25 protein-coding genes, 2 pseudogenes and 1 riboswitch are annotated in these 23,915 nt (G+C 73.0%); of the genes and pseudogenes, 10 read left to right on the top strand and 17 right to left on the bottom strand.

Features of this window, described 5'->3' with window-relative positions:
* Positions 1-242: 242 nt before the first annotated feature.
* The 3 genes from ABZ858_RS06765 to ABZ858_RS06755 are packed head-to-tail and all read left to right on the top strand — an operon-like array spanning position 243 to position 3,864.
* Positions 243-1,184 carry an ABC transporter permease gene (locus tag ABZ858_RS06765; RefSeq protein WP_361373418.1) on the top strand — a complete coding sequence of 314 codons (942 nt, stop codon included), beginning with the start codon at positions 243-245 and terminating at the stop codon, positions 1,182-1,184.
* A complete protein-coding gene (locus tag ABZ858_RS06760; RefSeq protein ID WP_361373416.1) occupies positions 1,181-2,968 on the top strand; it encodes a dipeptide/oligopeptide/nickel ABC transporter permease/ATP-binding protein in 1,788 nt (595 codons plus the stop codon). Before ABZ858_RS06765 ends, ABZ858_RS06760 begins: the two co-directional genes overlap by 4 nt.
* A complete protein-coding gene (locus ABZ858_RS06755) occupies positions 2,965-3,864 on the top strand; it encodes an ATP-binding cassette domain-containing protein (RefSeq protein ID WP_361373414.1) in 900 nt (299 codons plus the stop codon). Before ABZ858_RS06760 ends, ABZ858_RS06755 begins: the two co-directional genes overlap by 4 nt.
* 434 nt (positions 3,865-4,298) lie before the next feature.
* Here ABZ858_RS06755 and ABZ858_RS06750 read toward each other — a convergent pair whose 3' ends face one another.
* Together ABZ858_RS06750 and ABZ858_RS06745 are read right to left on the bottom strand one after the other, a co-directional pair.
* Positions 4,299-4,865, bottom strand: coding sequence for a carboxymuconolactone decarboxylase family protein (locus ABZ858_RS06750; protein ID WP_361373412.1), 567 nt, complete (start codon positions 4,863-4,865; stop codon positions 4,299-4,301).
* Entirely contained in the window at positions 4,862-5,527 is a 666-nt protein-coding gene (locus tag ABZ858_RS06745; protein ID WP_361373410.1) for a class II aldolase/adducin family protein, read from the bottom strand. The genes ABZ858_RS06750 and ABZ858_RS06745 overlap by 4 nt, the downstream gene beginning before the upstream one ends.
* Before the next feature lie 142 nt (positions 5,528-5,669).
* Between ABZ858_RS06745 and ABZ858_RS06740 the strand changes: the two genes are divergently transcribed.
* Both ABZ858_RS06740 and ABZ858_RS06735 read left to right on the top strand, forming a co-directional pair.
* Positions 5,670-6,035 carry a MerR family transcriptional regulator gene (locus ABZ858_RS06740; protein ID WP_361373408.1) on the top strand — a complete coding sequence of 122 codons (366 nt, stop codon included), beginning with the start codon at positions 5,670-5,672 and terminating at the stop codon, positions 6,033-6,035.
* 234 nt (positions 6,036-6,269) lie between these two features.
* Positions 6,270-7,649, top strand: coding sequence for an MFS transporter (locus ABZ858_RS06735; protein ID WP_361373406.1), 1,380 nt, complete (start codon positions 6,270-6,272; stop codon positions 7,647-7,649).
* A 66-nt stretch (positions 7,650-7,715) separates the two neighbouring features.
* Here ABZ858_RS06735 and ABZ858_RS06730 read toward each other — a convergent pair whose 3' ends face one another.
* From ABZ858_RS06730 to ABZ858_RS06680, 11 genes and pseudogenes are all read right to left on the bottom strand, one after another.
* Positions 7,716-8,648 carry a hypothetical protein gene (locus tag ABZ858_RS06730; protein ID WP_361373404.1) on the bottom strand — a complete coding sequence of 311 codons (933 nt, stop codon included), beginning with the start codon at positions 8,646-8,648 and terminating at the stop codon, positions 7,716-7,718.
* A gap of 33 nt (positions 8,649-8,681) precedes the next feature.
* Positions 8,682-8,756, bottom strand: a pseudogene (locus ABZ858_RS06725) (YbhB/YbcL family Raf kinase inhibitor-like protein); the annotation flags it as partial.
* An 89-nt stretch (positions 8,757-8,845) separates the two neighbouring features.
* Positions 8,846-8,959: pseudogene (locus ABZ858_RS06720) on the bottom strand (IS5/IS1182 family transposase); the annotation flags it as partial.
* A gap of 283 nt (positions 8,960-9,242) precedes the next feature.
* Complete coding sequence (locus tag ABZ858_RS06715; RefSeq protein ID WP_361373724.1) at positions 9,243-9,518, bottom strand: alpha/beta fold hydrolase; 276 nt, start codon at positions 9,516-9,518, stop codon at positions 9,243-9,245.
* Positions 9,481-9,699 (bottom strand): alpha/beta fold hydrolase, encoded by a 219-nt coding sequence (locus ABZ858_RS06710; protein WP_361373402.1) that lies wholly within the window; start codon positions 9,697-9,699, stop codon positions 9,481-9,483. Before ABZ858_RS06710 ends, ABZ858_RS06715 begins: the two co-directional genes overlap by 38 nt.
* A 149-nt stretch (positions 9,700-9,848) precedes the next feature.
* Entirely contained in the window at positions 9,849-10,310 is a 462-nt protein-coding gene (locus ABZ858_RS06705) for a pyridoxamine 5'-phosphate oxidase family protein (protein WP_361373400.1), read from the bottom strand.
* A 49-nt stretch (positions 10,311-10,359) separates the two neighbouring features.
* The gene (locus tag ABZ858_RS06700; RefSeq protein ID WP_361373398.1) at positions 10,360-11,388 is read right to left on the bottom strand and encodes an aminoglycoside phosphotransferase family protein; all 1,029 of its coding nucleotides are present in this window, start codon (positions 11,386-11,388) and stop codon (positions 10,360-10,362) included.
* 17 nt (positions 11,389-11,405) lie between these two features.
* Positions 11,406-12,536 carry an aryl-sulfate sulfotransferase gene (locus ABZ858_RS06695; RefSeq protein WP_361373396.1) on the bottom strand — a complete coding sequence of 377 codons (1,131 nt, stop codon included), beginning with the start codon at positions 12,534-12,536 and terminating at the stop codon, positions 11,406-11,408.
* Between the two features lie 76 nt (positions 12,537-12,612).
* Positions 12,613-13,635 (bottom strand): ABC transporter substrate-binding protein, encoded by a 1,023-nt coding sequence (locus ABZ858_RS06690; protein WP_361373394.1) that lies wholly within the window; start codon positions 13,633-13,635, stop codon positions 12,613-12,615.
* 141 nt (positions 13,636-13,776) lie between these two features.
* Complete coding sequence (locus ABZ858_RS06685; protein WP_361373392.1) at positions 13,777-14,493, bottom strand: ABC transporter ATP-binding protein; 717 nt, start codon at positions 14,491-14,493, stop codon at positions 13,777-13,779.
* Between the two features lie 34 nt (positions 14,494-14,527).
* A complete protein-coding gene (locus ABZ858_RS06680; protein WP_361373390.1) occupies positions 14,528-15,442 on the bottom strand; it encodes an ABC transporter permease in 915 nt (304 codons plus the stop codon).
* 159 nt (positions 15,443-15,601) lie between these two features.
* Between ABZ858_RS06680 and ABZ858_RS06675 the strand changes: the two genes are divergently transcribed.
* The gene (locus ABZ858_RS06675; RefSeq protein ID WP_361373388.1) at positions 15,602-16,174 is read left to right on the top strand and encodes an XRE family transcriptional regulator; all 573 of its coding nucleotides are present in this window, start codon (positions 15,602-15,604) and stop codon (positions 16,172-16,174) included.
* A gap of 29 nt (positions 16,175-16,203) precedes the next feature.
* On the opposite strand, the gene ABZ858_RS06670 is transcribed toward ABZ858_RS06675, so the two are convergent.
* From ABZ858_RS06670 to ABZ858_RS06660, 3 genes are all read right to left on the bottom strand, one after another.
* Positions 16,204-17,475, bottom strand: coding sequence for a HEAT repeat domain-containing protein (locus ABZ858_RS06670; protein ID WP_361373386.1), 1,272 nt, complete (start codon positions 17,473-17,475; stop codon positions 16,204-16,206).
* Positions 17,476-17,527: 52 nt separating this feature from the next.
* The gene (locus ABZ858_RS06665; RefSeq protein ID WP_361373384.1) at positions 17,528-18,166 is read right to left on the bottom strand and encodes a CatB-related O-acetyltransferase; all 639 of its coding nucleotides are present in this window, start codon (positions 18,164-18,166) and stop codon (positions 17,528-17,530) included.
* A gap of 496 nt (positions 18,167-18,662) precedes the next feature.
* Positions 18,663-18,738: riboswitch (Fluoride riboswitch) on the bottom strand.
* Between the two features lie 47 nt (positions 18,739-18,785).
* Complete coding sequence (locus ABZ858_RS06660; RefSeq protein ID WP_361373382.1) at positions 18,786-20,081, bottom strand: GAF domain-containing SpoIIE family protein phosphatase; 1,296 nt, start codon at positions 20,079-20,081, stop codon at positions 18,786-18,788.
* A 266-nt stretch (positions 20,082-20,347) separates the two neighbouring features.
* Between ABZ858_RS06660 and ABZ858_RS06655 the strand changes: the two genes are divergently transcribed.
* Together ABZ858_RS06655 and ABZ858_RS06650 are read left to right on the top strand one after the other, a co-directional pair.
* Positions 20,348-20,551 carry a hypothetical protein gene (locus ABZ858_RS06655; RefSeq protein ID WP_361373380.1) on the top strand — a complete coding sequence of 68 codons (204 nt, stop codon included), beginning with the start codon at positions 20,348-20,350 and terminating at the stop codon, positions 20,549-20,551.
* Between the two features lie 537 nt (positions 20,552-21,088).
* Positions 21,089-21,859: a hypothetical protein gene (locus tag ABZ858_RS06650; protein ID WP_361373378.1), complete on the top strand. Its 771-nt coding sequence runs from the start codon at positions 21,089-21,091 to the stop codon at positions 21,857-21,859.
* A 35-nt stretch (positions 21,860-21,894) separates the two neighbouring features.
* Here the strand turns inward: ABZ858_RS06650 and ABZ858_RS06645 are convergent, their stop codons facing one another.
* Positions 21,895-22,251, bottom strand: coding sequence for a hypothetical protein (locus ABZ858_RS06645; protein WP_361373376.1), 357 nt, complete (start codon positions 22,249-22,251; stop codon positions 21,895-21,897).
* 386 nt (positions 22,252-22,637) lie between these two features.
* Here ABZ858_RS06645 and ABZ858_RS06640 point away from each other — a divergent pair, with 386 nt between their 5' ends.
* Together ABZ858_RS06640 and ABZ858_RS06635 are read left to right on the top strand one after the other, a co-directional pair.
* Positions 22,638-23,138 (top strand): inorganic diphosphatase, encoded by a 501-nt coding sequence (locus ABZ858_RS06640; RefSeq protein ID WP_361373374.1) that lies wholly within the window; start codon positions 22,638-22,640, stop codon positions 23,136-23,138.
* Positions 23,131-23,904, top strand: coding sequence for a 2,3-bisphosphoglycerate-dependent phosphoglycerate mutase (locus ABZ858_RS06635; protein ID WP_361373372.1), 774 nt, complete (start codon positions 23,131-23,133; stop codon positions 23,902-23,904). The genes ABZ858_RS06640 and ABZ858_RS06635 overlap by 8 nt, the downstream gene beginning before the upstream one ends.
* The last annotated feature ends 11 nt before the right edge of the window (positions 23,905-23,915 follow it).

Genomic DNA, 23,915 nt, shown 5'->3' with positions numbered 1-23,915 from the left:
GGTCGGACCACGCCCGCGGTGGCGGCGCATCCACCACGTGCTCAAAAGCCTCACCGCAAAACCTACCGCGTGGTTGGTTCTGGGGTCAGGGTCGCTCGCACCGGCCGCCCGCCAACGGCGGCCCCTCACCGCGCGACCCGCGCCCCGCGGCCGCCCATGGGGGCGCCCCACGTGGCCCGTCCGCCACACGCGGGACACGCACATTCCGGCCTGAAGGGCCGTCGGACTTGGAAACGTGAACCATGCTGACTTTCGTCGTCCGGAGAATCGGCGCAGGAGTCGTCCTGCTGTTCGTCATCTCCTTCCTTTCCTACCTGCTCCTCTCCGTCCCCGACACCGATGTCGGGCGCCAACTGCTCGGCGACGGCGCCGCGCAGTCCGCCGTCGACGCCAAGAACGCCGCACTCGGCCTGGACAGACCGGTGCCGGCGCAGTACGCCGACTGGGTCACGCACGCCGTGCGCGGAGACTTCGGCGTCTCCTGGTTCACCAGCGAGGACGTCACCCAGGCGATCGCCAACCGGCTGCCCGTCACCCTGAGCCTGGTGCTCGGTGTCACCCTCGTCACCGCGCTGGTCTCGCTCCTGCTGGGCGTGTGGGCGGGGGTCCGCCGGGGCGCGGTCGACCGCGCCGTGCAGATCCTGGCCGTGGCCGGGTACGCCGTGCCCGGCTTCCTGGTGACCCTCGTCCTCGTCCTGGTCTTCGGCGTCGAACTCGACTGGTTCCCCGCCATCGGCTACACACCGTTCACCGAGTCACCCGGCGGCTGGCTCTCCACCATCACCCTCCCGGTCGTCTCGCTGTCCGTCGCCTCCGTCGCGGGTGTCTGCCAGCAGGTGCGCGGCGCGGTCATCGACGTGCTGCGCCAGGACTACGTCCGCACCCTGCGGGCCCGCGGCCTGTCCGCCCGGCGCATCGTCTTCAAGCACGTCCTGCGCAACGCCGCCGCGCCCGCGCTCTCCCTGCTCGGCACGCAGTTCGTCGGCCTGCTCGGCGGCGCGGTACTCGTGGAACAGATCTTCGGCCTGCCGGGCATCGGCAGTATGACCGTCTCCTACACCACCCGCGGCGACATCCCCGTGATCATGGCGCTGGTCATGTTCACCGTGGTCGGCGTCGTCCTGATCAACCTGGCCGTCGACATCCTGATCGGCTGGCTCAACCCGAAGGCGAGAGTGGCATGAGCCAGACCCCGCCCCTCGCCCCTGCCACCGGGGGCACCCAGGCCCCGCCCCGGGGCCGGACCCTCGGCCGCGTGGTCCGCGATCCGCTCGGCGCCGTGTCACTGGCCGTCCTGGCACTCCTGGTGACCGCGGTCGCCCTGGCCCCGCTGCTGACCTCCCAGGGTCCCGGCGACGCGGTCCTGGCCGACGCCTTCGCCCATCCCGGCGCCGGGCACCTGCTGGGCACCGACTCCGCCGGGCGGGACATCCTCGCCCGCATCCTCTACGGCGGACGCAACACCCTGGGCGGAGCGCTCATCGCCCTCGCCGTCGCCGTGCTGCTGGGTGTTCCCACCGGCCTGTACGCCGGCTACTACGGGGGACGCTTCGACGCCGTCGCGGGCTGGCTCGTCAACCTCGTCATGGCGCTGCCCGCCATGGTCGTCCTGCTCGCCTCGCGTGCCATCCTCGGCCCCGACGTGTGGGTCCTGATGATCGTCCTGGGCGTGCTGGTCGCGCCCGGTTTCTACCGCCTGGTCCGCGGCATCGTGGCCGACGTGCGCGGCGAACTGTACGTGGACGCCGCCCGTATCTCCGGCCTGTCCGACACCCGGATCGTGGCCCGGCACGTCTTCACGGTGGTGCGCGGCCCGATCGTCATCCAGACCGCCCTGGTCGCCGGTATCGCCATCGGCCTGCAGGCCGGGCTCGAATTCCTCGGCGTGGGCAGCGGGTCCACCGCCACCTGGGGTGCCATGCTCAACGAGGCGTTCCAGAACATCCAGCGCAGCCCCCTGCTGCTGCTGTGGCCCGGCCTGGCGCTCGCGCTGACCAGCAGCGCTCTCGTCCTGCTCGCCGGCGCCCTGCGTGACGCGCTGGAGGATCACTCCGCCCCGCCTCCCCGCACGCGCCGCCGACCGGTGCCCCCGAAGACGTCCGTGGGCAGCGGCACGTCCGACGAGGGCAGGGCGCAGTTGCTGTCCGTGCGCGGCCTCGCCGTCTCCTACCCCCGGCCCGACGGCACCGAGAAGGAAGTCGTGCACGGTGTCGACCTCGACGTCCGCCCCGGCGAAATCGTCGGCCTGGTCGGCGAGTCGGGCTCCGGCAAGACCCAGACGGCCTTCGCGGCCCTGGGCCTGCTGCCTGCCGAGGGCCGGATCACCCGGGGCAGCGTCCGCGTCGACGGCCGCGAGGTGACCGGCCTTGGCGAGCGCGACCGCCGAGCCCTGCGCGGCACCACCCTCGCGTACGTGCCGCAGGAGCCCATGAGCAATCTCGACCCCGCGTTCACCATCGGCAGTCAGCTGGCAGAGCCCCTGCGTACGGTGCTGGGCCTGACCCGCAGACAGGCGGCGGCCCGTGCCGAGGAACTGCTGCGCATGGTCGAGATCCACGACCCCGCCCACGCGGCCCGCCGCTACCCCCATGAAATCTCCGGCGGCATGGCCCAACGCGTCCTGATCGCCGGGGCCATGTCGTGCGACCCGAAGCTCCTCATCGCCGACGAACCCACCACCGCCCTCGACGTCCGCGTGCAGGCCGGGATACTCGACCTGCTGCGCCGGCTCCAGCAGGAGCGGTCCCTCGGTGTCCTCCTCGTCACCCACAACCTCGGTGTCGTCGCCGACCTGTGCGACCGGGTGGCCGTCATGAGCGACGGCACCATCGTCGAGACCGGCCCCGCCGCCACCCTGCTCGGCGCGCCGCGGCACCCCTACACCCGCAAGCTGCTCGACGCCGTCCTGGACGACGCTCCCGCCCGGCCCGCATGGCAGCCACCCCACGCGAGGAGCCACGCCCGATGAACACCACCGCCTCCGCCTCTCCGGAACCCGGGCGCGCCACGGCCGACGACGTACTGCTCTCCTGCCGCGACGTCCGCGTCTCCTTCCCCGGCAAGGGCCGGCGCGCTGCCCGCACCCAGGTTCTCAACGGCGTCGACCTCGACATCCGCCCCGGTGAAACCCTCGGCCTCGTCGGCGAGTCAGGCTCCGGCAAGACCACGATCGGCCGCGCCGTCCTCGGCCTCGTCCCCCTGGACTCCGGCACGATCACCCTCGACGGGCACCGTCTCGACACCGCCGGCCGCGCCCGGCGTCGTGCCCTGAGCCGAGACCTCCAGGTCATCTTCCAGGACCCGTACACCTCGTTGAACCCCGCGCGCACCATCGGTGACACCCTCGCGGAACCGCTCACCGCCCACGGTCACACATCCGCCGAAGCCCGCGCCCGCATCCGTGAACTGCTGGGCCGCGTCCACCTTCCCGAGGACGCCGCCCACCGACTGCCCCGGGAGTTCTCCGGCGGCCAGCGCCAGCGCATCGCCATCGCCCGCGCCCTGGCTCTCGGCCCTCGTCTCATCGTGTGCGACGAGCCGGTCTCGGCCCTCGATCTCACCACCCAGCGCACCATCATGGACCTGCTCCTGGAGATCCAGGACACGACCGCCGTCGCCTACCTCTTCATCTCGCACGACCTGTCCGTCGTCCGCTGCATGAGCCACCGCGTCAGCGTCCTGCACCACGGCGACATCGTCGAGACGGGGCCCGCCGAGCACATCACGCGCAGCCCACAGCATCCCTACACCCGCGAACTCCTGCTCGCGGCACCCGTCGTCGGCGTGGACGAGCAGCGACGCCGCCGGACCCGACGGACGACAGCCGCACAGGAAGCACAGCGCGCCAGGGCGGGCCGGCAGTGACCGGTGGCCGCGGCTGCCGGTGAAGCCGTCGCGGCGGCCTGCCGGACCGTCGCGTACCGGCGGGCCGGGCGGGCGGGCGACGCGCTCACCGGCGACGAGGTGCCGTCCTGCGGACGCCTGCTCAGCCAGGCGCGGGAAGAGGCACAGAACGCCCCGCCGGGGGCGGGCGGACCCGCACACCCCGTCGTGACCGCGCTGCGGCGAGACCGTGCCGGCGCCCGGCCGCGCTGGTGGCGGCCGGGCTGGTGGCGGCCGGGCTGGTGGCGGCCGGGCTGGTGGCGGCCGGGCTGGTGGCGGCGGCGTGGAGGCCGCGCGTCATGGACCGTCCGTCTGCTGCCCCTGGCCGAGCCGGAACAGGACCTCCGGATCACCGGGAGCAGCCCGGCGAAGATGCTTCGCCAGGTCTCCTCTCGCGCAAGGACGCGGACGCGGCCCTAGTCCGCGCGCAGTTGCCCCGCCGGCCGGGGGCGGCCTCCGGCGTCGTCACCGTCATCGCCGCCGCCGTCCCTGCCGCCCCTGCCGTCCTCACCATCCTTGCCCTCCTCGGCCGACAGGAGCCCGGCGACGATCTCGGTGCCGAGCGCGTAGGCCGGTACGCCCGCCGTGATGAGCGCGGTCTCGGCGACTCCGATCAGTTCGGCGACCCTCGCGCCCGCGTGCAGCGCGCCTTGGGCGTGGATGCGGGCGGGACCGGCCCGGCCCAGCGCCAGGAGCTGGCCGAAGTGGACGAGCTGCTGCACCCGTGCCCCCAGCGGGTTGTCGGTCAGGACGATGTGGCGCAAGGCCGCGATCGCCTCTTCGGTGGGGAGCCGCCCGAAGTCCTGGGCCAGCCGCAGCCGGGCCTGCACACCGCCCGGGACGGCCCCCAGGGTCGTCCGGTAGCGTTCCCGTACCGCCTCGGCGCGCCCGGCCGCCGTGTCGTCCGCCGCCGACAGCGCGTCCGGCGCGGCCGGCACCTCCGTCCCCGTCGTCACGTCCGTCCCCGTCGTCACGTCCGTCATGACGCCACCCGCGCGATCGCGGCCCGTACGGCTTCCACTGCGCCTTCGGGGAAGTCGACGGCCCCGCCGATCGCCGCGGCGGCGAGTTCCGCCTCGGCGCTCTCCTCGACGGCCACCAGGAGGTGGGCGGCGGCCGCCGAGTCCGGGCCGAACACCAGCAGGCCGTGGTTGGCGAGCAGCACCGCGGCCGTCGTGGGGCGGCGCTCCAGGATCTCGGCCATGCCGCGGACCGACACGTCCGACCCGCGCGGCCCCCATGGGACCACCGGGACGTCCTCGGCCTGTCCGAAGCGCAGCATCGGCTCGGTGCGGCACGGCAGCGGCCGGTGGGCCACGGCGAAGGCCGTCGCGGCGGGCGAGTGCGTGTGGATGACGGCCCCCACCTGCGGTCGGGCGCGGTAGACGGTGCTGTGCATGGCGATGATCTCGGCGCTCACCGACCGCAGTCGTCCGGCGAGTACCTGCCTGTCCAGGCTGACGGCCGCCAGGTCCTCGGGCCGCAGCCCGCGGACGAATCCGGGGGTCAGCAGGAAGCTGTCGTCGTCGAGCCGGGCGCTCAGGTTGGCGTGCCCGGAGTGGGACATCACCCCCGCCGTGAAGAGCCCCTCGGCGGCCTCGACCAACTGGTCGGCCCGCTCCTTCTTCCCCTGTGCATCGCTCATGACGTCCTCCTGGAATCGGTCGGCGACGGCGGCTCGTCCGCCGCTGCCCTCGTGCCGACCACCCTTCAACTTGAACTAAGGTTCAAGTCAAATACCCGGCCGTGGCCGGGCGGAGAAGGACGAGAGGGCCGGGACGATGGCCATGACGATCGGGCAACTGTCCAAAGTCACCGGAGTGCCCGCGTCGGCCATCCGCTTCTGGGAACGTCACGGCCTGCTGCCCGCGCCCGAACGCCTGAGCGGACAGCGGCGCTACGCTCCGGAGGCGGCCGAGCGGATCGTGGTGCTGCGCAAGTACCAGCACGCGGGACTGACCCTGCGCGAGATCAAGGACTTCCAGCGCGCCCAGCCGCACCGGCAGGCGATGATCCGCGCCAAGATCACCGAGATCGAGCAACGCATGGTCGATCTCCGCCACGCCACCCAACTCCTGGAGCACGCCCTGCAATGCGGCGCGGAAGACATCGTCACCTGCCCCAAGTTCCGTGAACTGACAGCGCGGTGGTGAACGTCGGCACGGGCCTTCCCTGACATGCCCGACCAGGGCAACTCGGCCCCCTCCTTCACCGCCCCGCGAAAGCCGTCACCGTGCCGTTCGTGCGGCTCTCCGCGTCCCCCATGGTGGGCACGCGCACTCTCCGGCCCGAAACTATGGTGTCCCATCACATACGCCGCTCACCTGCGCGTTCCTACGGTGTGGCGACACACAGTCGTCCCCGTCACACGCCAGGAAGTGGTGCCGATGTCGTCGCCCGCAGCCGCTCCGCCGGCCCCGCCCCACCTCAAGCGCATCGTCGCCGCCAGTCTCATCGGGACCACCGTCGAGTGGTACGACTATTTCCTCTACGGTTCCGCCGCCGCCCTGGTCTTCGGCCGGGTCTTCTTCCCCGGGACCGATCCGCTGACCGGTACGCTGCTCTCCTTCCTCACCTACGCCATCGGCTTCGCCGCCCGTCCGATCGGTGCGGTGGTCTTCGGCCACTACGGCGACCGGCTCGGCCGCAAGAAGCTCCTGGTGGTCAGTCTGCTGATGATGGGCGGCTCCACCGCCCTGATCGGCTGTGTCCCCGGCTACGACACGATCGGCGTCGCCGCTCCCCTGCTGCTCACCACGCTGCGGCTCGTTCAGGGTTTCGCCCTCGGCGGTGAGTGGGGCGGAGCCGTTCTGCTGGTGTCCGAGCACGGGGACGCCCGGAGACGCGGGTTCTGGGCTTCCTGGCCGCAGGGCGGCGCGCCCGCCGGCAATCTGGTCGCCGTGGGAGTTCTCTCCCTGATGACCACCGTGCTGAGCGACGACGCCTTCGACTCGTGGGGCTGGCGGGTGCCCTTCCTGCTGTCGGCCGTGCTGGTCATGATCGGTCTGTGGATCCGGCTGTCCGTCGACGAGTCCCCGCTGTTCCGGCAGGCGCTGGCCAAGGCCGAGCGGCGCAAGACCGAACAGCAGGCCGAGCGGCTGCCGTTCGTCGAGGTACTGCGCAGCCACTGGCGGGACGTGCTGGTCGCGATGGGCGCCCGGATGGCCGAGAACATCTCGTACTACGTGATCACCGCCTTCGTCCTCACCTACTGCGTGGAGCATCTCGGCATCGGCAAGCAGACGGCGCTGAACGCGGTACTGATCGGCTCGGCCGTGCAGTTCTGCCTCATCCCGCTGTTCGGCGCGCTGTCCGACAAGGTCGGGCGCAAGCCGGTCTATCTGGTGGGCGCGGTCGGCGTCGGGGCGTGGTCCTGGGCCTTCTTCGGTCTGCTGGACACGAAGTCCTTCCCCGCGCTCGTCCTCGCCGTCACCGTCGGCCTGGTCTTCCACAGCGCCATGTACGCCCCGCAGGCGGCCTTCTTCTCCGAGTTGTTCGCCACCCGGATGCGGTACACCGGTGCCTCCATCGGCGCGCAGCTCTCCTCGGTGGCGGCCGGCGCCCCGGCCCCGCTGATCGCGACGGCACTGCTCGGCTCGTACGGCTCCTCCGCCCCGATCTCGGTGTACGTCGGCCTGGCCGCCCTGATCACCGTGGTCGCCGTGGCCGCCGCCCGGGAGACGCGCGGCCGCGACCTGGCCGCGGTGGAGCCGGAGGGTGCCGCGGTACGGCCCGCGGCGGACCAGCCGCCGGTCCCGTCCGGCTGACGCCCCCGGCGATCGCCGCCCACATCCCGGAGTCCCCCGTCCGTCGTCTCCTCACTGCACTGCTCCTCACTGCACTGCGCCATCTGCCCGGACTCGGGGCCGCGAGCGGGGCGGGGGCACCGCCTTGGTGGATGGGTGAAGCGGCGCTGCGGTGAACGCGTTGGCGATCGGTGCGATGAGCGAGGCGAAGCGGCGGGCGCCTGCGGTGCCGATCGGTGCCCACAGCGCGGCGCAGTGCTCGTCCGTTTCCGCTTCGATGCGCTCGCGTGCCGCGCTGCCGGCGTCGGTGAGCAGGGAGTCGGAGTCGAGCCAGCCGCGTGCGACGAGGCGTGCCGTCGCCGCGTTCCACTCCTCGTCGTCCCACTGCCGGGTAGCTCGCGCGAGGGCTGTTGGAAGGCGGCCGGTCGCGGTGTGCAGGACGAGGCAGTCGCACGGCCCGAGGTCGTTGTCGGCGAGTACGACGAGATGTGCGTCGCCGCGCCACTCGCGCGCCACCGTGATCTGCTGCCAGAGTGCGACGAGAGGATCGGGCGGAAGTGCGACCGAGGCGTTCGCGGCGGCCAGCACCTTGCCGGCGTAGTCGGCACCGGCGACGACCGGGTCGATCAGCGAGCGCGCCTCGGCGATGTGCTCGCCGGTGAGATGTACGTCGACGCGCCGCATCGCCCGTCCGGCGGCCCGGAAGCGGGCGGCCTGCCACTGCTCGGGCGGCGCGGCGTCCCATACGCCCGCCATGGCCCGCGCCGCCCGCGGGCTGAAGTTGTAGAAGGCCGCGAGCGTGACCTGCCACGGAACCGCGCCCATCGCGGCCGACCGGAAGGCCAGATATGCCGGCCCGGTGTCGGTCACGCCGAGTTCGGCCGCCTCCTCGGCGGCCTCGGGGGCGAGATAGATGAACAGGTGGGCGGTGGTGACGGCGCGGCTGACGGCGCGGACGGTGTCCAGGTCCATCAGGCCGTCACCGGGTCGGCCGGCGTCGGGAAGGGTGTGAAGGTGCATGGCGGGATGTCTCCGGGGTGTCGGGTGGCGCTGTCAGGCGGGTGTTTCGGCCGTGGCGGTCAGCACCGCGCGTCCGAGGGTGTGACCGGCCATGGTGCAGCCGAGGACGTCCTTGGGCGAGTACGAATCGACTGTATCAGCAATAATCGATTATCCAAGGGATCATCTATTCGCTCGTTTGGACTGCGAGTGGGCTGGGCCGGTGGCCTGCCCCCTCTGCTGCCCCGGCGTCGGCGTAGGCCGCGCTGGTCCGCCGGAACAGGAATCACGGCGCGGACACCTCGTCGCCGCAGGGGTTCGCGGATCGCCCGGCCGTACCTCTCCGGCAGGTGGACCCCCTGCGTTCCGGTCTGGAACTTGAACGCGATCCGCCTATCCCTCGCCGTCCGCCGCCTCCGCCACCCCCGCCGCCGTCAGCAGCTGACGGGCCACCGCCCGGGCACCCTCGTCACCGACGACGATCGTGTAGTGGTTGGTGCCGGGCACCCGACGTGGACGGCGCCCGACACCTCCTGGCCCAGCTGGTCGATGCCGTCGGTGCGGACCGCCTCGATCCGGCAGGAGGACCGCAACTCCGGTTCCTCGCCCACCAGGTCACGCCGGATGCAGGCGTCCACCCACGGCGACCAGGCATCGACGAAGGCCCGGTGCCGCTGCCAGAAGGTGCGGTAGGCCGCCCGGGACCGGGAAGCCCACGCCCCCGTCCACCAGCAGCAGCGCGGAGAACAGGTCCGGGTGGCGTACCGCGGTCAGCGCCGCCGTGAAGGCGCCCATGGAGTGGCCGGTGAGCACCACGCGCCCCAGGTCCAGCGCGGCCACGACCGCGGCCACGTCATCGGCGTGCGCGGCGATGCCGTACGGGCCGGGCAGTGGTGCGCTGCGGCCCCCGGCCGCGCAGGTCGGGCGCGACGAGTGTGACCCGTCCGGCCAGGTGGTGGGCGACCCGGGCCCACATCAGGCCGTTGGCGGTGATGCCGTGCAGTGCCAGCACCACCGGCGCGCCCGGGTCGGCGGCCGGCCGGCGCGGCACGGTCAGGTCGCCGCCGTCCAACGGTACCCGCAGTTCCTCGTACGCGGGGATGTCCGCGCGTCCTGGCGGGCGGTGGAGTCGTCGTACGGAGCGCGGCTCATGACTGGAGGGCCTCCTCGCGGTGGGTGCCGGCGCGGGACGTACGGGCGGCCCGTGCGGTACGGCGGCCGCTACTCCAGCCACGTACCGTCGCGCATGATGACTCTGCCGGGCAGTTCGGTTCCGCCGCGCCATGCGCGTACGGTCTTCGGGGCCACGCGCAGGTACAGGAAGGGCTTCTCCTCCGTGCGCGGATCCCAGCCGAACTTCCCGGCGAACGCCTCCGCCGCGTCCTCGGGCACCTCCTGGTCCGCGAAGCACTCCGCCTCGCCCTGGAGGAGGACCACGTCGAAGGTGTCCGGCAGGCCGAGACGTACGCGGGGCTCGGTGCGGACGTTCCGTGCGGTCGCGGAACCGGCGGCGGTGCACATCCACACGGCACGCCCGTCCCAGGAGAACCACAACGGGACTTGGTGCGGGCCGTGTTCGGGATGAGCCGTCGACACCCATACGTCCCGCTCGGTACGGAGCCGTTCCAAGGTGTCGCGCCTGCGTTCAGCCATCGGGCGGCGGACGATCTTCGTGTGCTGCATGGGGACCGACCCTAGCCAGGGGGTTCACGGTGCGCATGGGGCGCGAGACCTACGACCTGCGGCCGTACCGTTGGAGGAGCGCTTCGAGGTAGCGCTCCAGGCGGCCGGTCAGCACCTGCGGTGTCAGGTCGGTGCGGCCCAGCTCGCGCCAGGGGGTGGCGACCTTCTCCGCGTCGGGGGCGAAGGCGAGGGCGTCCAGGAGCCTCCAGTACAGGTGGGCGGCCGGGGTTCGGGTCAGGCGGCCGCCGGCGGCGAGGTAGAGGTCGGCGAACGACATCCCCGTCTCGGGGCCGTGCAGCAGGGCGAGCGCGGTGGAGCAGTGGGCGACGTCGAGGTCGGCCGGGCCCCAGGACGTCTCGACCCAGTCGACGACACCGCTGACGCGCAGTGTCTCGCCCTGCCCGGTGAACAGCACGTTGCCGGGGTGGAAGTCCCGGTGCAGGAAGCATCCCTCATAGGGCGGCGGGTCCTGGCGGATGACGTCCACCGCGCGTTCCCACAGCTCCGGGCGGGCGGTGCCGTCCGGGAGCCGCACCCGCTCGGGCGCGGTCCATGCCTGGTAGGAGCGGGGCCGGGTCCGCTCGGTGGTCGGCACCCGGTGGACCCGTACCAGTTGCCGGGCCAGGAGGGCGGCCCGCGCCCCGGCTCCTTCCTCGTCCAGCCGGACGCTGCCGGGCAGCAGCGTCATCAGCAGGGAAGGGTGGTCGCAGTACCGCGCGGTCGCGTCGACGGCCCGGACGGTGGCCGCCGGCACATCGGTGCCGCTCAGCAGCGTGAGGATCTGCGCCTCACGGGTGAGCAGGCCCTCCGCGTGCCGCAGGTAGAACGGCTTGACGAAGGACCGCAGCACGAGCTGACGGCCGCCGCCCGGGCCCGCGATGCGGAGGCGGCGCATCCGCGAGGTCCAGCCCCCGCGGAGGCACTCCGCGGCCTCGATGCGCTCGCCCTCGCCCAGGTGCCCGGCGACCCACGCCCGGGTGGCTTCCCACCCCGGCTCGTCCCCGTCCTCGACTCCAGCCTTGTCTGCGGCCTCGTCTCCGGCCGAAGTACCGTTCTCCCGCTGCGCGTTCCGGACCATCCGGGAAGCCTACCGAGTCAGGGGTTACGGCGGGGAGGCAGCCAGGCGGTGTGCTCCGGGCCGTAGCGGTAGGCGCGGAAGACCGCGTTCTGGGCGCCCCGGGAGGATTCCATGCCGGTGCCGGTGGTGAAGGAGCCGAACTGCGGGACGACGTACTCCCACACCACGTCACCCTCGGGCGTGACCTCGAAGAGGCGGCCGAAGGAGCCCTCGGCGACGAAGGTGTTGCCGTTCGGGAGGCGCTGGGCGCTGGACATGTAGGGGCTGTAGAAGTTCTGGGGCGGGTTGTCCTCGTACGACCAGACGATCTCCCGGGTGGCGCGGTCGACCTCGATCACCCGGGAGTACGGGACCGAGGTGTCGTCGCGGTAGGAGCCGTTGTCGAAGACCAGGATCGTGCCGCTCGCCAGCTCGTGGGGGTAGTGCTGCTGGGCCAGGACGTCGGGGCCGAGGCGCCAGGTGACACGGGACGTCGCCCGGTCGATGATCACGGCTGTCGAGGCGCTGCGGAAGCCGACCATGACGCTGCCGTCGCGCAGTTCGTTGACCGTGTTGGCCATCGGCCAGTGCTCGCGGGCGAAGTGGCGGTCGAGCGGGGTCTCCTCGGGCGTCAGATGCTCGAAGGACGCCCAGCGCCAGACGATCTCCCCGGACCACGTCATCTCGTACACGACGTCTCCCCAGATCCGGCCGTCGGGGGCCTCCGAGCCCGGGATGCCGCCGGGGATGCGGGCGGCGAGGGCGGCGGGCACCGGTTCGACGCCGAGGAGGATCAGGTTGCCGTTGGCGAGCAGGCTCGCGTCATGGTGGTGGTAGGGGTGGCGGGCCTCGCGCAGGACCGACCCGTCGGGGGCGACGAGTTGGAGGATCCCGCCGTGGTAGACGTCCCAGATGGGGAAGAGCGACTCCGTGTCCGTCTGCTTGCCCTGGTAGAACAGCGTGCCGTCGGCCAGGAGGTGCGCGTGCCGGCCCGGCGGGTGCGCGAGCTTCCACTCGTGGGCGGGCTCGCCGTGGCTGTCGATCAGGTAGACCTCGCCGCCTCCGGCGATGGGTGTGTAGAGGGTGTGGCCGCCGTAGCTGCGGGCGGGGTCGTGCGCGCGCAGTCCGGTGCCGCGGCGCCGCAGGGTGTTCTGGTCGACGGTGGTCATGGGTGTCCTTCCGGGATGAGTAAGCGGGAGGCGAGGGCAGGGGCGGTGGGCCGGAGCAGGGGTTCCGGCCGCTGCTTCAGGAGAGGGTCACGGCCTTGGGGGCGGCCGTCCTGAGCGGGGTGGGGTCGATGTGCTGGAGGAAGGTCGTCCGGCTCGGCGTTCCCGGCAGCTTCTGGGTCGACTTCGCCCAGGTGCCTTCCGCGGTGAGCAGCTTCAGCAGGGGCTCGTCGAGGGTGACGGCATAGTCGTACGAGGCGTAGTAGCCGTCGACGAACGCCGGTTGCACGGCTCCCGCGGCCTGGGCGACGACGGCCTTGCGGGCCGCGGCGGGGTCCTCGGCCATGGTGGCGGCCGCGGTGGTGAGGGTGCGCAGGACGGCGGTGGAGGTGCCGGTCGCCGTGCCGGGGGCGGCGATCAGGAGCGTGCGGTAGGTGTAGCCGTCGTAGCGCAGCTCGCGGTACTTGGCGCCGAGCGTGGCCCTGGTGGCGTCGTAGAAGCTCGGGAAGGTGAGGCCCGCGTCGATGTCGCCGCGGGCGAGGGACGGGGTGACCTGGTTCGGGGCGAGGTTGACGAGGGTGACGTCCCCCGGCTTCAGGCCGGCGGAGGTGAGCATGCCGTCGAGGGCGTACTGGACGTTGGTGCCCTCGGGCAGGCCGATCTTCTTGCCCTTGAGGTCGGCGAAGCGGGTGACGGAACCGGAAGTGGTGGTCAGCAGCCGCCAGTCCGTGAAGCCGGACAGGGCAGCGACGATCTTGATCTTCCGGTCGGCGAGCACGGCCGACACGGCGGGCAGGTCGCCCACCACCGCGTACTGGGCCTGGCCGCCGAGCACGGCGTTGAGGGCGTCGCGGCCGGTGCTGAAGGACTGGGTCCTGGGGGTGAGGCCGTTCGCGGCCCACTGGCCCTTCGCGGTGGCGGCGTAGACGGGAGCGCCGCCGAGATAGTCGCTGCCGGCGATGGTGACCCGGGTGGTCCCGCCCGGCCCGGCGGTGGCGTCCGTGTCCTTGCCGCAGGCGGTGAGCAGCGTCGCCAACGCGAGGACGGCGCAGGCGAGTACGGCCGCCGCCGTCCGGGATCTGGACGGTGAGGTTCTGGGCATGGGGGCTCCTCGGAGGGGGGGGTAACAGGGTCTGTCGGGGGGGGCGGCGACGGCGGGTGGGTCCGCCCGAATCGGTCCGACTCAATCTCGGTCCGAATCGGTCCGGCTCGGTCCGACTCGGTCCGGCTCGGTCGTACGGCTTCAGTCGGTGCCGAGTTGGGTGACGATGCGGGAGTGGAGGCCGGACGCCGCCGGGTCGTCGGTCACCTCGTGGTCCGCGATCACGCTGCCGGGGTCCGCCGCCATGACGATCACCCGCTGGGACAGGGCGAGTGCCTCGTCCACGTCGTGGGTGACGAAGACGACGGTGGTACGCGTGCGCTGCCACAGCTCCGTCAGCAGCCGCTGCATCCGTACGCGGGTGATCGCGTCGAGCGCCCCGAACGGCTCGTCCATCAGCAGGATGCGCGGCTCGGCGGCCAGCGCCCTGGCGAGGGCGACCCGTTGGCGCATACCGCCCGAGAGTTGTGCCGGGTACTTACCGGCGGCGTCCGCGAGACCGACTCCGGCCAGCGACTCCAGGGCGCGCGCCCGTCGCTCGGCGCGGCTCAGGCCGAAGCGCTTGAGGGCGAACTCGACGTTGCCGCGCGCGGTGAACCAGGGCAGCAGCGCGTAGTGCTGGAAGACCACGCCCCGGTCCGGGCCGGGGCCGGTCACCGGGACGCCGTCCATCAGGACGCGCCCGGAACTCGGCGTCACGAACCCGGCGATCGTGTTCAGCAGGGTCGACTTGCCGCAGCCGGTCGGTCCGAGCAGAGAGGTGAACGAGCCCTCGGCGAAGTCGAGTTCGGTGGCGGCGAGGGCGAGCGAGTTCCCGTAGCGGACTTCGACGCCCTCCAGCCGGACGAGGTCGCTCATGCGTGCTCCCGGGGCGCGAGGTGGGTGTGGTCGCTCATGAACCGCTGCTCCAATGGACGAGTCGGTGGCCGACCGTGCTGATCAGCGCATCCGCGAGGAGGCCGAGCAGGCCGAGTTCGATCAGGCCGACGAACATGTGGTCGGTGCGCAGGAACTGGCCGTCGACCTGGAGGCGGTAGGCGATGCCGCTCTGCGCGCCGCCCAGTTCCGCGGCCACCAGGGCCAGGAAGGCGAGCCCGGCCCCGTAGCGGAGCGCCGCCACCACCGACGGGGCCGCCGCGGGCAGCAGAACCTCGGTGAGCCTGCGCCAGCGCGGTACGCCGAGGGCGCGGGCCGCGCGCAGGTAGTCGGCGGGCACCCGGGCGACGCCGTCGTGGACGTACAGCCAGACGGCCAGGAACACGGCGTAGGCGATGAGCAGGTGCTTGGCCTGCTCGCCGATCCCGAACCAGGCGGTGACCAGCGGGACGAGCGCGATGGCGGGGATCGGCCGCAGGAACGACATCACCGGATTGACCAGCGCGGCGACGCGGCGCTGGTGGCCGGTGAGGAAGCCGAGGGCGATCCCGGCCGACGCCCCGGCCGCGAAGCCCTGCCCGGCCCGCGCCAGGCTGGCCCGCAGGTCGTCGGTCAACGTGCCGTCCGACCACATCGCGCGCGCCGCCCGCAGCGTCTGCCAGGGGGTGGGGACGAGCCCCGCGCCGAGGACGCCGGCCCGGGCGGCCGCCCACCACAGGACGAGCACGAGGCAGGCGGAGACCAGCGGGGCTCCGGCGGCTTTGGCGACCTTGGCAGCCGTAACGGCCGTAACGGCCTTGGCAGTCCTGGCCGTTCTCGTCGCCCTGCTTGCCCTGGTCGCCTTGCTCGTCCTCGTGAACGCCTTGCCGGGCGCGGGTGAGGCGGTGTCCGGGGGGTCTGCCGGGGAGCCGGGCGGTGATGTGCGGGCCATGGTCGTCCAGTTCCTCTGCCGACAGCGGGATTGACGACGTCAATAATTCGCCTCGCTTATTGCAGCAGCGTGTCGGCGCCATGAAGCTTTTTCCGGAGCCCGTCCCCGGTTCTACGGCCGCTGCCCCGGCGCCTGATCCGCTGCGCTACCGTCGAGCACGTGCGCCGACCCGACCCTTCTCCCGAGGCCCTGGCCGTCGGTTCCGTGATCAGGGGCCACCGACGACGGCTCGGTGTCCCGATGGCCGAACTCGCCGCCCGCTCGGGCCTGTCCCAGCCGTTCCTCAGCCAGTTGGAGCGCGGACTGACGACCCCGAGCCTCGCGTCCATCTACAAGATCGCCGACGCGCTCGCCCTGCCGCCGGGCATCTTCCTGCGCCCCTCCAGCACGTCCGACACGGTCGCGCACGAGGAGGACCCCCAGGTCATCCGGGTCACCGAGGGCACCGGGCAGTTCGCCCACGTACTGATCCCCGGCGGCCAGAGCGACGTCATGGAGGCGTACGAGCAGCACTTCACACCCGGGCAGGGCGAGCGGGGCTGGTTCGAGCACTCGGGGGAGGACTTCATCTACGTGCTGGAGGGCGAGGTCGACCTGGAACTGCGCGGCCAGGACCCGATCCGCCTCCGTACCGGCCAGAGCGCCCATCACCGCGGCGACGTCCCGCACCGCTGCCGCCTCATCGGCACGACGGCCGCGCGCACTCTGCTGGTGGTCGCACTGGGACGCTGAGGCACGGTGCGACGCCGGTCACCACGGCGTCACCTGTCCCGCTGCCGCCCGCCGCGCTCCAGGTAGCGGTCGACCGCCCGTAGCCGGTCGTCCCGGGCGAGATCGTCGTCCACGGGACCGATGTGGCGTTCCGCCTCCACGCAGCGCCGATCATCCCGCAGGGCCAGGGCCGACACGGCCTGGATGCGGGTCATCTGCCGTTCGTCACGCGCGAGGTCCAGCAGCGCTTCGGAGATCTCCGGCCCGCCTACGAGATGCTGCGTGAGCCAGTGACAGACGCCGGCGCGTACCTCCGGGTCGGGATCGCGGGCCAGCGCGAGCATCGCCGCCAGGCTCTCGGGCCGGTCCCAACCCGCCGATTGAGCTTGATGCTGCGCATGCGAATGCGACCGCACCTGATGCCGCGGCTGCGTGAGCAGGTCCGGTATCTGGACCCGTACGCGTGGTTCCGGATGGGTCAGATACGACAGGCCCACCTCCTCGTTCTCCGGGGTCATGTCGTATCCCAGCGCGTCGAGCACCACGGCGAGGACTTCCGGGTCCGGTTCCCGCCGGGCCCAGGGCAGAAGTTCCCTGCCCCGCCCGTCGAAAGGGTCGCCCCCTATGACGTCCCCGATGAGCAGGGACAACAGTACGTCTGCGGCGAAGAGGCGGTGCAGCCGGTCGTCGTGGGTGCTCAGGTCCAGGGCGGCCGCCCAGGTCTCCTCGTCGAGCCGCTGCCCGAGGACGAGCACGGCCTCGCACCATACGGCGTGGCACCGGTCCGGGTACGGCAGAGCGCGTGCGAGCAGCGCACCGAAGGAGGTGCGGATACGGAGGTGTGCCTCCAGGGCGGTGAGGATCGCCGCGTGCCCGTCGCGTGCCGTCAGTCCGCCGAGGGTGATCTGCTCGCAGTGGCAGGGCTCGGAACCCTCCTCGACGCGGACCCGCTCGGCCTGTTCCGCCGAACCGGTCCTGCGCCGCAGTTCGGTCTCCGTGCCCGCCGTCGCCCACGTCCGTGCGCGGTCCAGCAGTTCTCCGCGCACCGGTGACGTCAGGCGCACCGGCTCGGGCAGGAGGCAGGTGGTCATCGCCACGGAGCCGCTGTCCACCGCCCGCAGCAGCGCGGTGCCGCCGTCGGGCAGTCGGCGCAGTACGTCGGCACCGGCGTGCACCAGGGCCTCGGCGGCCTCCTGGTGGTAGGCGGCGACGGCGATGCACAGCACGGGCTCGCCGGTGGCCGTGTCGCAGGTGTCCGGGTCGGCCCCTTCGTCCAGCAACTGGCGTATCTGCCGGGCGTCTCCGCGTCGTGCGGCGGCCACGAGCGGCGGAGTGCCCCCGGCAGTCACGCGCGTGCCCCTCCCGTCCGTGGGATCACGGGGCCGCGGCTTCCAGTTCGGTGATGCTGCCCGACATGATCGTGCGCACGTGCGCGGTGATGTGTTCCGTGGGCCAGTCCCACCAGGCCACCGCGAGCAGCCGGGCGATGTCCTGGTCGTCGTGGCGGGTGCGGATGAGACGGGCCGGGTTGCCGCCGACGATGCCGTAGTCGGGGACGTCGCCGGTGACCACGGCGCCGGTGGCGATGATCGCGCCGTGGCCGATCCGTACGCCGGGCATCACCGTCGCTCCATGGCCGAACCAGACGTCGTTGCCGACGACGGTGTCCCCTCGGTTCGGCAGGCCGGTGAGCAGGTCGAAGTGGTCCGCCCACGAGCCGCCCATGGTGGGGAAGGGGAAGGTCGAGGGACCGTCCATGCGGTGGTTGGCGCCGTTCATGATGAACCGCACTCCGGTGCCCAGCGCGCAGAACTTGCCGATGACCAGCTTCTCCGGGCCGTAGTGGTAGAGCACGTTGCGTGTCTCGAAGGCGGTCGGGTCGTCCGGGTCGTCGTAGTACGAGAAGTCCCCCACCTCGATCAGCGGGGACTTCACCAAGGGCCGCAGCAGCACCACCCGGGGCTGCTCGGGCATCGGGTGGAGCACCGTCGGGTCAGCGGGCACAAGCGGCATGGCGAACGATTCCTCGGCAGTCGGCGTCGTCGGTGTCAGTGTCGGCGACCTCCATGATCGCGATGCTGGGGCGTTCGGGCCACCGGATTGTTCCTGCCGGTCCGGGGTGACGGGCGCGGCCGTGGGTGGCGCGGCCGGCACTGCCGTCCTGGTCGGTCGGACTCGGCCGCCAGATCACCCAGTTGTGCCATGCCCGCCGCACGCGACCGGCATCCGGCATCCGGCATCCGGCCCATGACGTACCGGTCGGGGATGCGCCGCCCGCATGGAACATCGAACATGGAACGGCGCACCCCCGGCCTTTCCCTTCCGTGCGACCGAGGCGCGCGGGTGGTCGCCTCGGAGGGACCCGCGCCGGAAGGGCGACGGGGAGGCCGGGCGCGCTGCGCGTCCACGGCCGTGGCGGTCGTGCCGCCCGGGGGGCTCGCGTGGGGAACGGCGACGGTGATCACTGCTGCCACCACCCTGCGTACCTCCCGAGGACATGCGTTCCTGACGTTGGTCAGGAACCATCAGCCCGGGGTGGGGCGGTTCGGACCGGAGTCCAGGCGGGATCCATCGCCAGGGTCGAGTGAACAGGCATGCGGGGGCGCCGGTCAAGGCCGTCCGGGTGACGCGGTCAGGGCACGCGCAGCGCGAGGACCGCGATGTCGTCGTGCTGGCCGTCGCTCAGCCGGGCGAGGAGTTCGTCACGGAAGACGGCCAGCGGCTCGCGGGCCAGCGCGGCGGCGTGCTGGCGCAGCCGGGTCAGGCCCCGGCCGATGTCCTCGCCGGGGCGTTCGACAAGGCCGTCGGTGTACAGCAGGAGGGTGGAGCCGGGCGGCAGCTCCGCGGTCGCGGTCTCGCGCCGGAGGCCGGGGTCGACTCCCAGGATGGGGGCGTGCCCTTCCTCCAGCAGGAAGGTGCGGCCGTCGGGCTGGGCGAGCAGGGGCGGCGGGTGGCCCGCGTTGGTCCAGTGCAGCCGCCACGGTCCGGTGGGGCGCGTCTCCAGGCGGGCGATGACGGCCGTGACGAGTTCGATGCCGGTCAGGCCCTGCATCACGCCGTCCAGACGGCGCATCACACCCGCCGGGTCGTCACCGCTGTCGTAGGCCAGCGCCCTGAGCATGTTGCGCAGCTGTCCCATGCGGACGGCGGCCGCCAGGTCGTGGCCGACGACGTCACCGATGGCGAGCACCGCCGAGCCGTCGGGCAGCGGGAAGGCGTCGTACCAGTCACCGCCCACCTCGGCCCGCTCGCGGGCGGCCACGTACCGGGAGGCGAGCTGGAGGTGCGGCAGGCCGGACAGGTCCGGCAGGAGGGAGAGCTGCAACTGCTCGGCGGTGTACTGCTGGAGCGCGTACAGGCGTGCGTTGTCGAGGGCGAGGCCCGCCCGGTGGCCGAGGTCGGCGGCGAGCGCCTGCTCCTGCTCGTCGAAGGGGGCGGCCGGGGCGCGGCGCACGAACGTCAGCGCGCCGAGGACCTGCCGTCGTACGCGCATGGGCACGATCAGCGCGGTCTCGCCGCCCAGCGTGCGGTACAGGGCCCACTGGGCGGCTCTGAGCGGGTCGTCCGGATCGGACGTGCCGAAGTCGCTCACCACCACGGGTCCCGCGCCGCGCAGCACCTTCGCCAGCGCGGCGGCCGAGTCGTCCGGCCCGGGCAGGAAGCCGCCGTGGAAGACGCGCAGCGCCCGGTCCGGGTCCCGGTCGGTGACGGTGAGGCGGCGCAGCCGTTCGCCCTCGGTCACGTCGACCACGCAGGCGTCGGCCAGCAGGGGCACCACCAGCCGGGCCAGCCGGCGCAGCGACTCCTCCGCGTCCAGGCCCGAGGCCAGTGCGCGGCTCGCCTCGGCCAGCAGCCGCAGCCGGGCCTCGGCGGCCTCCGGCGGGGGCTGCTCGGTGCGCACTGCCGACTGCTGGGGCTCTCGCTTCATCGTTCTCCTCCCCACCCTCTCGAACAGGGATGCTCTGGGCTCGTCGGCGAGGCCGGTCAGGGGTACACCGGCGGCGGGACTCCGGGACTCATCGGGGCGGCGGGCCTCATGGCCGTGGCGCGCACCCCATTGTTCCCAGCCGCGGGCTGCCGCAACCCTCGTGTCCCCACGGCCCACCGGCCGCCGCACTCCCTTTCTGGAGACTCCCCCGGAGGCACTCCACAGACAGGCGCTCCGGGGGCACCCTGGAGGCAAGGAGGTGGGAGATGACCGGCCTCCCGAGTCCCGTCGACCGCGTGCTGCGCCACGGCACCGGGCCCGCCGCCCGCCGGGCCGCCCTGCGGGAAGCCGACCGGCTGTGGCAGCGGGGCGTGGCGGCACGGGCCGTGTTCCGGCCCGAGTACGGCGGCTGGGCCGTCCTGGTCTTCAAGGCCGCCGTCAGGCGACGCCCCCGCTCGCCGTCCGGCTGACGGCACGAGGCGGCCCACACCGTGGGTCCGGTCACCGGTGACCGCGATGTCCGGTTGCCGGTGGCCGCGATGCCCGGTCGCCGCTGACCGCCATGTCCGGTTGCCGGTGGCCGCGCGGCACGCCTACGGTGGCACGTACGGCGGAGGGGCTCGCCGACATCCGCGGTGACACCCGCCAACGGTCCCTGTTCGACTCCACGAGGAGAGGACGTTGGCGATGCCCTCACGCGGCGAGAAGCGCGCGGCCGGCGGTGCCGTGGGCGCGCGCCCCAGGGCGAGCGGCCTGCCGCGGCGCGCCGGAACGTTCGTACTGTGCCTGGCCGGAGGGTTCCTCCTGGCCGGTGTCGTCGCTCTGGTCCTGCCTCTGTCGTGGGCGATGTGTGCCGTGTCCGGGATTGTCATCGGCGCCATGACGTGGCTTCCGCCGGCATTCGGCGGTGACCCCGCCTTGCCGGCCGAGCCGGAGGCGGACGACTCTGCCCAGGTACGGACGGCTCCGCCCCGGTGTCGTCCGACGGTGCTGTGAAGGAGGTCGGCGTGCTTCTCACCGATGCCCGGACCGGGCGGCTCACCCCGATCCGGCGCGGCCCCGGCGGGCTGCTGCGCGTCTGTGTGCACCCCGCACCGGCGGAGCGCCGCGACCTCCCGGGTGACCTGCGGGCGCTGCTGGTCGCCGACGTGCTGTTCCGGATCGCGGAGCTGGAGGATCTGCAGGTGATCACCGGGTACGTGGAGCGTCCGCTGTCCGGGGAGCGGACGGACGCGCTGGCCCGTGCCGCCGGGCAGGTGGGCATCCAGCCTCCCGCGGTGCACACGCCCGACGCCGCCCTGTTCGCGGCGTTCGGCGGCCCCGTCGACGTACGGGTGCTCGCCCCGTCGGCCGGTGTCGAGGAGGCGGAACAGGCGCTGCTGGTCGAGGTCGGGCCCACCCGGCTGCCCGGCGGCCCGGACGACCTGGCCGCCGACGGAGCCGATCCGCTCGCGGTGCGGCTGGCCCTGCTCGGCCTGCCGTACGTCGCCCCGGCCGAGATCGGCGCGGCGGCGCTGGAGGAGGCGCGCGCCGTCCTGGCCCGCTGGCGGGCGCGGGTCGCGGCGTGGGCGGACGCGGTCTCACGCCCCCTGCACGCGGACACCGTGGAACGGCTGCGGACCGCTTACGAGCAGGACCTCGACACCCCCGCCGTGCTGGACGCGCTGAGCCGTCTGGAAGCCGATCCCGATGTCCCGGACGGCGCCAAGTTCGAGACGTTCGTGTACGCCGACCGGGTCCTCTCCCTGGAACTGCCGAGGGAGATCGGCCGCACCTGAGCACCGGGCCCGGACCGGCTCAGCCAGCGCCAGGATCACGGCGGCAGCCTCCCCCTCTTCCCCGCCCGCAACACGTTCAGCAGGACGTTCTCCGCCTTCCCGTACGACGACGAGCCCACCCGCAGCCGCCACACCGCGCCCCGCACCCACCTGTCCGAGGTCAGGGGGCGGACCGGGCGCGGCGCGGGCGCCGCGTGGGCGGGGACGTGCGCGTCGAGCAGGGCGGCGAGGACCGTGTCGACGTCCCGTGCGTCGAGGTCGGCGATCGGCGCCCAGGACGGCGCCGGCAGCCCGTTGCCCCGGCCGCCCGGCGGCAGCCACGCGGGCGCGAACGCCGCGGCGGCTACGGTGGGATGCGCGGTGGAGTGCGCACCGGACGAGGTCCCGGCCATGTTCCACGTCCCTTCCACCATCCCGTGTCCCGGGAGCGGCAGGAACCATTGGCCGGTCGGCGGATCGATCACCCGTACGAGTGATCTCGGCGGGGTCCAGCGCCGAACGTCGAACGCCTTTCCAGGGTAGCTCCGGCCGGGCCGGGGCACACTGGAGGTGCGCGCCGAGCGTGCCGGTGATGGGGCTCACCGCAACCGCGGCATCCGCCGCTGACGGTCCCTGGTCGAGTGAGTGATGACCAGGAGGAGCCATGCCCGCACCCGCCGCTTCCAGACCCGGCCCGTCCGCCGCTGACCCGCGCGCATTCCCTGACGAAGTACGAGCGCTCGCCGACCGGCACGAGCCGGGTGCCGGGCCGCGCGCCTACGGCCATGAGGAGCAGACTGTGGAGTTCGACGTGACCGTGGAGATCCCCCAGGGGTCCCGCAACAAGTACGAGATGGACCACGAACTGCACCGCATCCGGCTGGACCGGCTGCTGTTCACCTCGACCCAGTACCCGGCCGACTACGGCTACATCGAGGGCACCCTCGGCCGCGACGGCGACCCGCTGGACGCGCTCGTCGTCGTCGGCGAGCCGACGTTCCCCGGCTGCACCGTCGAGTGCCGCGCGGTCGGCATGTTCGTGATGCGGGACGAGCACGGCCCGGACGAGAAGGTCCTGTGCGTACCGGCCCACGATCCCCGGTACGCCCATGTGCGCGACATCGGTGACATCCCCGAGTTCGACCGGCTGGAGATCACGCACTTCTTCGAGGTGTACAAGGACCTGGAGCCCGGCAAGAGCGTCGAGGGCTCGCACTGGGAGGGCCGGGAGCAGGCGTACGCCGAGATCGAGGCGTCCCGGTCCCGGGCCGCGCGGACGGCGCCCGCCGACCGTGGCTGAGCGGCACCGGGCCGTGCGCCGCGGGCCGCTCGTCCTGCTGCGGCACGGCCGGAGCACCGCCAACGCGGACGGCCGCTTCACCGGCTGGGCCGACGTGCCGCTCACCGCGGACGGCGAGCGGGAGGCCCTGGAGGCGGCGCGGCTGCTGGCCCGCGCGGGCCTGCTGCCGGACGTCGTCCACACCTCGGTCATGGCCCGCGCGATCCGCAGCGCCGATCTGGTCCTGGGCGAACTGGACCGGTCGTGGATTCCCGCGCAGCGCAGCTGGCGGCTGAACGAACGTCAGTACGGGGCGCTGACCGGGCGGCGCAAGCGGGAGGTGCGCGCGGAGGCGGGTCACGAGCTGTACCGGCACTGGCGCCGGTCGCTGCACGGCCGCCCCGGACCGCTGCCGCCCGACCGGCTGGCGCGGCTGCGCGCCGACCCCCGGTACAGCGCTCTGCGGCCGGACGGGGTGCCGGCGGTCGAGAGCCTGGCCGACATGGCCGCCCGGACCGTCCCGTACTGGGCGGACGTCCTCGCGCCGCAGGTGCGCGCCGGGGCCACCGTGCTGGTGGTCGCGCACGGCAACTCGCTGCGCGCCCTGGCCACCGTCCTCGACCGGCTGACCGGGTCCGAGGTGGCACGGCTCGACATCCCCACCGCCGCGCCGCTGTGCTACGACTTCGACGCGTCGCTGCGCCCGCTGGTCCGCGGCGGCACGTACCTGGACCCCGGAGCGGCGCTGGCGAAGGCCAGGCTGGTCGCCGCCGAGGGACACCACTGACCACCACTGGC

It is taken from the genome of Streptomyces sp. NPDC047017 (assembly GCF_040644175.1).
Classification (GTDB): Bacteria; Actinomycetota; Actinomycetes; order Streptomycetales; family Streptomycetaceae; genus Streptomyces.
This window is presented reverse-complemented; position numbering and strand designations above follow the sequence as displayed.